Below are 8,789 nucleotides of genomic sequence, written 5' to 3' on the forward strand. Positions count from 1 at the left end.
CCTCTACACGCCGGATGGCCAGGAGATTGCCGCCGAGAACGGCTTGCGGGCTCGCGATGCGACGGTCGCCGCCAAGCACAAGGCCGACTTCCCGGACGTCCGCCTGCTGACGGTGGATGAGGTATTCGGTGGTTGGGACAAGGTTCAGAAAGAGCATTTTGCCGCAGGCGGGCTGCTCGATCAGGCCTATGGCGCCCGCTGAAAGGGCTCCACAATCAGGAAGCGCAAGGAGGCCGGCTTTGCCGGCTTTCTTCTTGTAAGCGGGGCTGCATGAGTTCGCGGGGGAAATCGCGGCCCCAACGTGAAAAACGTTACGAAGAATCAACGCGTTTGTGCCTAAGCTGCACCGGCAAATTGTTGGGCCAGAGGGCGTTCGACGGTCAAACTGTCATGATTTGCACACAAACAACCGCCAGATGCAGGGCGATTGGGGTTTGATGAATTGAATCGGGCATGCTGACCAAAAAAGGCAAATACGGCCTCAAGGCCCTTGTGCATCTTGCCAGCCTGCCGGCTGGCCAGCTTGCATTCGTCAACGACATTGCGGTCGCCAACAACATCCCGAAGAAATTCCTGGATGCGATCCTGGGCGAGCTGCGCAATGCCGGCTTCGTCCAGAGCCGCAAGGGCAAGGAAGGCGGCTATCGCCTCGCCCGGCCCGCTTCCGAGATCAAGATCGGCCATGTCGTGCGCGTGCTCGACGGACCGCTGGCGCCGATCTGCGCCAGCCGCACCCAATACCAGCGTTGCGAGGATTGCGACGAGGCGACATGCCAGGTCCGCCACATGATGCTGGAAGTGCGCCAGGCAATCGCCGAGGTGCTGGACAACCGCAGCCTCGCTGCCATGCGCGACGCCGACAACGACGATTTCCCGGCAGAGCTCACTTCGCAGATCTGAAACGGCTCGCCCTCGACAGAGGCCCCTTGCTTGCTTGTCTGCTTTCGACGCAGTAAAGCGGAGCACGATCCGGAAAAGTGGGTACCGGTTTTCGGACAAGATCATGCTCCATCTAAAAAGTGGAACGGGGCTCTGACGCATGAGGCTGCCTTGGCTTGGCAATTCCCGCAGGGCCAGCCGGCAGCCAACGTCGAACGACATCTATCGCACCGAGATCATCGCCGACGTGCCGGTGCCGGAGCGCAACGAAACCGTTCGCTTCTTCAGCCGCAAGGTAATCCGCCCCGGAAAACTGCGCCGCTTCGCTAATCGGGACCTGCGCGAGAGCCTGCTGTCCTGTTTCTATCTTGGCGTCGCGGCGCTGCTGCCGGTCTCATCGTGGGAACCCATCTGCGGCCGGGTGTCGGGGCTCCGGCGCAAGCGGCATTTCCGCAAGGAGTTCGCCCGCTACGACATAGCGGTGAAGGCGGTGCTCGGCGACACTGTCGACACGCGAAGAATGTTCGAAGCGCAGCTTGCCGCCGTTCACCGCCGGCGGCTGACGCTTGCTGCGCATCTCGTTGCCGGCTGGCGCTGGTCGCCGGCGATCCGCCTCGAAGGCCTCGAGGCTCTACACCAAGCCCTGCGCAACGGGCGCGGCGTCATCATATGGTGCGACCAGTTCACGGCGCAGACGATCATGGGCAAGCGCGCCTTGCATGAGGCCGGCGTCGATGCCCATCAGGTAAGCGCGCGGTACCACGGTCTTTCGCCAAGCGAATTCGGCTTGCGCGTCATCAATCCGCCATTGGTCAAGGTCGAGAACCGTTTCCTGAAAAGCCGAATCGTCTTTGAGCGCACCGACGCATACCAGGTCACCACGCGCATCCAGAAGGTCCTGAAAGCAAATGGCGTGGTGCTGATGACCAACACCATCTATGCCGGCTCCGCCTTCGCCGAGGCCGCCATGGGCGAACGTGGCTGGACCCACCTCGCCTCGGCGCCGGCAAACTTCGCCGCACGCGCGGGTGCTGCGCTGTTTCATATGGCGACGATCGAGACGATCCCTTTCCGCCAGTACCGGGCTATCGTCAGCGAGCTGAGCGCAGGCACGCAAGCGCCCGCATTGCCGGCGGGGGACACAGCGGCGAAGAACCTTGCGGTCCAGGCGGGATACATCCTGTCGAAGCGCGACCATATGCTGGAAACGCTCAAACTCTGTCCGGAGCAGATGATGGCCTGGTCGAGCGCCACGCGGCTGACCGAGCGGCCAACCGAGGCCGCAATCGGCAATGACGGCGCATGAATACCAACCGATCTAGCGGATGATCTCTTTTACGATCCCGGCGACACTTCGCGTCCCGTCGGCCGTCACCGCCCGCTCGTCCGCGGCAGGCTCTTCCAGCGTGGCGAACTGGCTGTCGACCAGGTTTGCGGGCATGAAATGACCCTTGCGATTGGCGACCCGTCGCCAGGCGGTCTCGCGATCGATCTTGAGGTAAAGGAAGACGACCTCCGGACAAAAGCGGCTCAGCCTGTCGCGATACGTCCGCTTCAGCGCCGAGCACGCCGCCACCGCATTCCGCCCTTCGGCAACGGAACTCGCGATGCGCGCGCCGATGGCGTTGAGCCAGCCCTCGCGCAGCGCATCCGTCAGCGGCTCGCCGCGCGCCATGCGCGCCACATTCTCCGGCGGATGCAGCCGGTCGCCTTCGATGAAGTCGGCGCCAAGAGCCCCGGCAAGCGCTTCGCCGACGGCCGTCTTGCCGCAACCGGCAACGCCCATCACGACGATGGCCGGCGCCGTCCGAAGATCGGTCATGCGAAGCTGCGGTCTTGCGCTTGCCTCATCCACGGTCAGCGGCTTGCCGGCGCGCGCCCGTAGAGCAGAAGCATGGCGACGATGACGACGCCATAGATGATCTGCCGCCCCGCCTCGGGCATCTGCATGACTGAGAGGATGGATTGCAGGAGCGTGATCAGGATCACGCCCGCAACCGTGCCCAGATAGGAGCCGCGCCCGCCGAGGATCGACGTGCCGCCCAGCACGACGGCGGCTATCGACGGCAGCAGATAGGCGTCGCCCATCGACTGCGCCGCCTTTGAAGCATAGCCGGCCAGAAGCACGCCGCCAAAAGCCGATAGGCCGCCGGAGACGGCGAAGGCGATCAGCACGATACGGCGCGTGTCGATGCCGGAAAGATAGGCGGCGCGCTCGCGATTGCCGATGCCGTAGACGGCGCGGCCGAAGCTGGTGCGGGTCAGCACGAAGACCATCGCGGCGCCGATCAGCGCCCAGATGATGACGGCGTTGGGAACGCCCGGGATGGTGAAACCGGTTGCCAGATAGCGCATCGCCGCCGTCGCCGAATCCTGTGGCGAGAAACCGCCCGTATAGACAACCATCAGCCCTTGCGCCACGGCATTGGTGGCCAAGGTGATGATCATCGAGGGAATGCGCAGATAGGCGACGCCGATGCCGTTGACGAGGCCGATCGCGACGCCGCACAGGACCCCGAAAGGAATGGCCAACGCGACGCCGAGCGATCCGTAGGCGGCGGCCGCGCAGGCCATCATCGCGCCTGTGGCCACGGACCACGGCACGGACAGATCGATCTGGCCGAGCAGGATGACCAGCATCATGCCGGTGGCGATGACACCGAGGAAGGACGCGACCTTCAACTGTTGCAGCAGATATTCCGGCGAAAGGAAGCTGCGCGAATAGAGGCTGCCGAGCAGGAGCAGGATCACAATGCAGGCGAAGGAGGTGACAACAGCCGGATCGGCGCGTCGCAGAAATTTGGGCATGCGGCCGGCGATGCCGCCGATGGTCGTTTCGCTCACAGGAACCACTCCAGCCGGTTGCGCACCCGAAACAGCGCGAAAGCGCCGAGGCTGACCGCGATCAATAGGATAACGCCCTGGAACAGCGGCTGCCAGAGCGGATCGAAGTCGAAGACGAACAAGAGGTCGCCGATGGTGCGGAAGGCGAGCGCGCCGAAGATCGCGCCGATGGCGCTGCCCTTGCCGCCGAACAGCGAAACACCACCGAGCACGACGGCGGCGATCGAGAACAGCGTGTAGGCGTTGCCGCTCGCATAGGCCGCCTCGCCCGTATAGGTGAAGAAGGTCAGGAACAGGCCGCCGATGGCCGCAAGCAGGCCGGCAAGCGTGTATGCCAGGAACTTGCCCCTGCGGATCGGCACGCCCGACATGTAAGCCGCCGTCTCCGATGAACCGGCCGCATAAGCGGCGCGCCCGAATTCGGAGCGGCTGAACGGCACCCAGACGACGAGCACGATGACCAGCAGCGCCACGAGGCTCGCCGGCACGACGCCGAAGAAACGCCCGGTCAGGAAATCCGCAAGGTCCTCATTGACCGAACCGCCGGGAACCGGTCGCAAAAGCAGCGCCAAGCCGAAAAAGACGGCGCCCGTGGCTATGGTGGCGACAATCGGCTGCAGCCGACCGTAGATGACGATCGCGCCGTTGACGGCGCCGCAGATGAGCCCGGTGCCGAGCACAGCCAGCACGCCAAACGCCGTCTCCAGGCCGGTGCCGATCACCAGCCATGAAGCCATGCAGTTGGTGAGCGCGAAGATCATGCCGACCGACAGGTCGATGCCTGCGGTGATCACCACCAATGTCTGAGCCATGGCGACGAAGGCCAGCAGCACGCCCTTGTTGGCCGCCGTCTGCACGACATTGGCGGTGAAGCCGGCCGGATGGTTGCCGCTGTAGATGGCGAACATGACGATGAAGATGCCGAATGCCAGCAGCGTCCCGCGCTGCTCGGCCAGCCAGTAGCGCCAGTCCTTCACGCGCCCACTCCCTGCTTCGGCCCGGCACCTTCGCCATGGATGTTGAGCGCGCTGGCGATCAGCGCGTGCTCGGTGATCTCGGCGCCGACCAGCTCGCGCTTGACCGCGCCGTCATAGAGCACCAGCACGCGGTCGCAGCAGCCGATCAGCTCGTCATAGTCGGTCGAATAGAACAGAATCGCGGCGCCCGCGTCGGCCAGCTTGCGCATCAGCTGGTAGAGCTCCTGCTTGGTGCCGACATCGATGCCGCGCGTCGGATCGTTGAGCAGGATGATGCGCGGCTGCCGCATCAGCCATTTGGCGATCACCACCTTCTGCTGGTTGCCGCCGGAGAGCGCGCCGACAGGGATGTCGAGACCCGCTGTCTTGATGGCCAAGAGCCCGACCATGTCGTCGATCAGCCGCTGCTCGGCGACGCGATCGATGATGCCGCCTTTCGAAAGCCTGTCGAGCGCCGCGAAGGACAGGTTCTCACGCACCGTCATCGGCAGCATCAGCCCTTCGGTCTTGCGATCCTCGGGGATCAGCGCCATGCCGATGCGGCCGTGGCTTGCCGCGGTCGGGCTGGCGATCGAAACCGGCTTGCCGTCTATCAGGATCTCGCCTGAAAGGCCGCGCAGCACGCCGAAAAAAGCAAGCAGCAATTCGCGCTGCCCCTGTCCATCGAGACCGCCGAGACCCACGACTTCCCCTGCCCTGACGCTCAACGAGATATTGTCCAGCCGGTCGGCCCAGGAGAGGCTGCGCGCTTCGAGAACCGTCGTCGCGGCCGCAGTTGGACCGGGTTTCGGCGGGAAGATATGGCTGTATTCGCGGCCGATCATCAGCTCGACCACTTCATTGTCGCTCTTCGAGCCGGCGGGGTAGCTGGCGACGTTGCGGCCGTTGCGGAACACCGTGCAGTGGTCGGCGAGCTCGGCGATCTCGTTCATGCGGTGCGAGATGTAGAGCAGCGCCAGTCCTTCTGACCGCAGCCGCTTCAGCACCTCGAAGACCTTGGCGACATCCGCCGCCGTCAGCGCCGAGGTCGCCTCGTCGAGGATCAGGATGCGCGGTTTCCGGGCCAGCGCCTTGGCGATCTCCACCATCTGCCGGCGCGACAGCGGCAGATCCTTGACCAGGGCACAGGGATGGATGTCGGAAGCCCCGGCGCGTGCCAGCGCTTCCTCCGCAATGCGCCGCTGCGCCTTGCGGTCGATCATGCCGAAGCGTTTCGGCGGATCGGAAATGACGATGTTGTCGGCGACGCTCAATTCTGGGATGAGCGACAGTTCCTGGAAGATGCAGACGATGCCGGCCTGATTGGCTGCTGCCGGCGAGGCGAAGCTCACTTCGCGGCCATCGAGCGTCATCGTGCCTTCGTCGGGCGCCACGACGCCGGCCATGACCTTGATCAGCGTCGATTTGCCGGCGCCGTTCTCGCCCAGAATGGCGTGGATGCCGCCGGCAGTGACCGTCAGGTCGGCCTTTTCAAGGGCCCGCACGCCGCCATAACGCTTGGAGATGCCTTCCATGCGGAAGAGCGGAGCCGCGCCGTCCATCAGCCCTCCCTGGCCGTTTCGAGTTGAGAACAGGAGGACGGTGCCGCGAGCTCGCCGCGGCACCGTCCGGTCAGACTATTTGTTTTCCTTGGTCTGGCCCATGATTTCCTGCGCGGTGAAATTGATGCCGCAGGTCGGGAAGGAATTGCCGACGAAGAAATTGTCGGACTGGTCCGGGAAGTAGTCCTGGCCGGCCTTGAAGTTCGGGTCCTCCACGATAGCCAAAGGCAACTTGACCGATTGCGGCACGACATTGCCTTCGAGCGCCGAGATCGCGGTCTTGATGGCAACCGCCACCTGTGCGGGGCCGGTGCCGGCGGACGAGCATTTCAGTCCATCGGCAGCGTGCGCGGCGCAGAATTTGCGGAAGCCGTTTTCCGTCTCGCCGCCGAAGGGCACGAAGGGATGCTTGGCGTCGATCATCGCCTGCACGATGCCGGTGTCGCCGCCTTGCCCGGTGACGCCGTCGAACGGCCCGCTGGTGGCGATGGCATCGGCCGTGGCCTTTTGCGCCACGCCGTCATCCCACTTGCCGACGACCTCGGTGACGTCCCACTTCTTGCCCGACCCATCGAGCACCTCGTGGATGCCGTTGTGGCGATCGGTGTCGACCGAGGTGCCGGCAACGCCGCGCACTTCGAGCACCTTGCCGCCATTCGGCACATGCGCGACCAGCCATTTGCCCCAGAGCTCGCCCAGGCCCTTCTGGTCGACATTGACGTTGATGGCATCCTTGGTGTCGAGGATGTTGTCGAAGGCAACGAGCACGACGCCGGCTTCCTTGGCACGCTTGATGACTGGCCCGAAGGCGGTCGGATTCTGTGCGTTGACGACGATCGCGTCGAAGCCGGAATCGATGAAGTTGTTGATCGCCGAAATCTGCGCCGGCACATCCTCGCCGGTCGACACGACCTTGAATTCCTTGAGCTTCTTGGCGACATCCGGCTGCGCCGCATAGGCCTTGGCCGTCTGGATCATCTGGATGCGCCAGGTGTTGGCGATGTAGCCGTTGGCAAGCGCGATGCGGTAAGGACCGTCTTTTTTCGGAAATTTGAAAAACTGCGTGTCGGCCGCCCATGGCGCAAAGCAGTCCGGCTCTGCCGCGGGTCCCTTGACCACTTCAGGTCCGGCGATCGCCGACGAACCCAGCATGACGAATGCAGTGGCGGCAATGACGCCGCCAACGAGTGACTTGATCATCGATATTCCTCCCAGTTGCAGTTCTGCTTGTGATGAATCCTGGCGCTCACGGTCGGCACCCTCCGCCCACCAAACACGCCCACAGGGACGACCCACGTCGCCCTGATCCTCCTCTCCCCCTCAGTGTTCCTGGCAATTTAGAAAACTATCATATTATACATAATAAACAAGCAAGGACTGTTGCTTATGTATAATAAACAGCCTCCAATCCCGCCAAATGTCGATTTTACAGACAAATGGTAGCGCTACCATGATTGGCTGTAAAGCGGTGCCTTCAACATTTTTCCAGGCTCTTCAACGCGCGGTGCTCTCGCGCCGCATGAGCTCGAAACCGAGATCGACGATCCGCTGTTGCGGCCGGTTTCCGGCGATCGCCGCAAGCGCCATGGCGACGGATCGTGTGCCGATTTCATAGCGGTGCGTGCGCACGCTGGTGATCGAGGGAAACGAAACCTGCATCATGTCGAGATCATTGAAGCCGACAATGCCGATCTGTTTTGGCACGTCGATAGAAGCGCGACGGCATTCGAACAGAACGCCGAGCGCGATATCGTCATTGTTGCAGAACACGCCGTCCAGCGTCGGCATCTTGGCCAGTGCGTCACGGAACAGCTCGCGCCCGAGGCTCACGCTTGACGGCACCGGCGTCGTGGTGACCAGCCGCGGATCGAACAGCCCGGCAGCCTCCATGGCGGCGCGGTAGCCGGCAAGGCGCCGCTGCGAACGCGGATCCATCCTGGCGCCGATGAAGCCGATCTTGCGATAGCCGGCCTGCAGAAGGTGCTCGGTGGCCGTCCTGCCGCCGTCGAGATGCGAGAAGCCGACCATCATGTCGACCGGGTCCGGCCCGGTCTCCATCACCTGCACCACAGGGCAGCCGGCATTCTCCAGCAGTCGTCGCGCGCCGGGGGTCTGGTCGATGCCGGCCACGATCAGCGCCGCCGGACGTTGCGATCCGAAGACCTGCAGCAGCCGCTCTTCCTCCAGGCCGGAATAATGCGTGTTGCCGATCTGGATGCGGAACGGGCTGTCGGAGAGACTGTCATAGATGCCGCGCACGACTTCGGCGAAGACGTTGTTGGTGAGCGAAGGCACCAGTACGCCGAACACCTCGGCGCGCGCCGAGGCAAGCGCGCGCGCGTTCGGGTCGGGCACGTAGCCGAGTTCGTCGACCGCTGCCTGTATCTGCCGGCGAAGGTCCTCCGACACCCGTCCGGGCTCGCGCAGCGCGCGCGACACCGTGATCGCGCCGACACCCGCCTTGCGCGCGACATCGGCAATGGTCGGACGGCCGCCGCCGCGGCGGGGGCGCCGCTTGCTCAAGGGCCAGCCCCGTGCGGGACATCCC

At 64.0% G+C, this 8,789-nt stretch carries 8 protein-coding genes and 1 pseudogene; 3 read left to right on the forward strand and 6 right to left on the reverse strand.

What is annotated here, in order from left to right; all coding sequences use genetic code 11:
- The 3 genes and pseudogenes from EOA27_RS11530 to EOA27_RS11540 form a co-directional block, all read left to right on the forward strand.
- Positions 1-202: pseudogene (locus tag EOA27_RS11530) on the forward strand (sulfate ABC transporter substrate-binding protein); the annotation flags it as partial.
- Between the two features lie 251 nt (positions 203-453).
- Positions 454-900 (forward strand): Rrf2 family transcriptional regulator, encoded by a 447-nt coding sequence (locus EOA27_RS11535; RefSeq protein ID WP_127256216.1) that lies wholly within the window; start codon positions 454-456, stop codon positions 898-900.
- A gap of 139 nt (positions 901-1,039) precedes the next feature.
- Positions 1,040-2,185: a hypothetical protein gene (locus tag EOA27_RS11540; RefSeq protein WP_126081923.1), complete on the forward strand. Its 1,146-nt coding sequence runs from the start codon at positions 1,040-1,042 to the stop codon at positions 2,183-2,185.
- Between the two features lie 12 nt (positions 2,186-2,197).
- Here EOA27_RS11540 and EOA27_RS11545 read toward each other — a convergent pair whose 3' ends face one another.
- The 6 genes from EOA27_RS11545 to EOA27_RS11570 form a co-directional block, all read right to left on the reverse strand.
- Positions 2,198-2,701: a gluconokinase gene (locus EOA27_RS11545; RefSeq protein ID WP_245466992.1), complete on the reverse strand. Its 504-nt coding sequence runs from the start codon at positions 2,699-2,701 to the stop codon at positions 2,198-2,200.
- A gap of 35 nt (positions 2,702-2,736) precedes the next feature.
- Positions 2,737-3,723: an ABC transporter permease gene (locus tag EOA27_RS11550; RefSeq protein ID WP_126081921.1), complete on the reverse strand. Its 987-nt coding sequence runs from the start codon at positions 3,721-3,723 to the stop codon at positions 2,737-2,739.
- Complete coding sequence (locus EOA27_RS11555; RefSeq protein WP_126081920.1) at positions 3,720-4,700, reverse strand: ABC transporter permease; 981 nt, start codon at positions 4,698-4,700, stop codon at positions 3,720-3,722. The genes EOA27_RS11550 and EOA27_RS11555 overlap by 4 nt, the downstream gene beginning before the upstream one ends.
- Positions 4,697-6,241 carry a sugar ABC transporter ATP-binding protein gene (locus tag EOA27_RS11560; RefSeq protein ID WP_126081919.1) on the reverse strand — a complete coding sequence of 515 codons (1,545 nt, stop codon included), beginning with the start codon at positions 6,239-6,241 and terminating at the stop codon, positions 4,697-4,699. The genes EOA27_RS11555 and EOA27_RS11560 overlap by 4 nt, the downstream gene beginning before the upstream one ends.
- Positions 6,242-6,316: 75 nt before the next feature.
- Positions 6,317-7,441 carry a sugar ABC transporter substrate-binding protein gene (locus EOA27_RS11565; RefSeq protein ID WP_126081918.1) on the reverse strand — a complete coding sequence of 375 codons (1,125 nt, stop codon included), beginning with the start codon at positions 7,439-7,441 and terminating at the stop codon, positions 6,317-6,319.
- 294 nt (positions 7,442-7,735) lie between these two features.
- On the reverse strand, positions 7,736-8,764 hold the full coding sequence (locus EOA27_RS11570; RefSeq protein WP_127256219.1) for a LacI family DNA-binding transcriptional regulator: 1,029 nt from the start codon (positions 8,762-8,764) through the stop codon (positions 7,736-7,738).
- Positions 8,765-8,789 lie beyond the last annotated feature (25 nt).

The sequence above is a fragment of the Mesorhizobium sp. M2A.F.Ca.ET.037.01.1.1 genome, from assembly GCF_003998075.1.
Lineage (GTDB): Bacteria > Pseudomonadota > Alphaproteobacteria > Rhizobiales > Rhizobiaceae > Mesorhizobium.

Bases quoted from the DNA above. Each gene is read 5' to 3' on its own strand.
- EOA27_RS11540 (WP_126081923.1), top strand. From the start codon at position 1,040: ATGAGGCTGCCTTGGCTTGGCAATTCCCGCAGGGCCAGCCGGCAGCCA.
- EOA27_RS11560 (WP_126081919.1), bottom strand. From the start codon at position 6,241: ATGGACGGCGCGGCTCCGCTCTTCCGCATGGAAGGCATCTCCAAGCGT.
- EOA27_RS11545 (WP_245466992.1), bottom strand. From the start codon at position 2,701: ATGACCGATCTTCGGACGGCGCCGGCCATCGTCGTGATGGGCGTTGCC.
- EOA27_RS11535 (WP_127256216.1), top strand. From the start codon at position 454: ATGCTGACCAAAAAAGGCAAATACGGCCTCAAGGCCCTTGTGCATCTT.
- EOA27_RS11565 (WP_126081918.1), bottom strand. From the start codon at position 7,441: ATGATCAAGTCACTCGTTGGCGGCGTCATTGCCGCCACTGCATTCGTC.